This is a genomic window from Halomonas icarae, from assembly GCF_009901955.1.
GTDB lineage: Bacteria > Pseudomonadota > Gammaproteobacteria > Pseudomonadales > Halomonadaceae > Halomonas > Halomonas icarae.
On the sequence record NZ_WUTS01000037.1, the window covers coordinates 1 to 522 of the forward strand.

The 522-nt window shown below is 66.3% G+C and carries 1 protein-coding gene; it reads left to right on the top strand.

Annotated features, from left to right (window positions below):
• Position 1: 1 nt before the first annotated feature.
• On the top strand, positions 2-522 hold a 521-nt coding region (locus GRB80_RS16215; protein ID WP_161424449.1), incomplete at its 3' end, for an aldehyde dehydrogenase family protein.

The window sequence follows — 522 nt, forward strand, 5'->3', positions numbered from 1 at the left end:
CATGACAGCACTCGGCCACCTGATCAACGGCGCTCGCGTCGATCGCCAAGGGCGCAGCCAGGATCTTTACAACCCCTCCACCGGTGAGGTGAAGGGCCAGGTCAGCCTGGCCAGCAAGGCGACCGTCGAGGAGGCCATCGCCGCGGCCCAGGCGGCCTTCCCGGCCTGGCGCAACACGCCTCCGGCCAAACGGGCTCGAGTCATGTTCCGCTTCAAGCAGCTGCTGGAGGAGCATGCCGAGGAGATCGTTCGCCTGATCGGCGAAGAGCATGGCAAGATTTCCCACGACGCCCAGGGGGAGCTGGCCCGCGGTATCGAGAATGTCGAGTACGCCTGCGGCGCGCCGGAACTGCTCAAGGGGGAGCACAGCAAGAATACCGGGCCGGGCATCGACTCCTGGAGCGAGCACCAGCCCCTGGGCGTGGTGGCCGGCATCACGCCGTTCAACTTCCCCGCGATGGTGCCGCTGTGGATGTATCCCATGGCCATCGCCTGCGGTAACACCTTCGTGCTCAAGCCCTC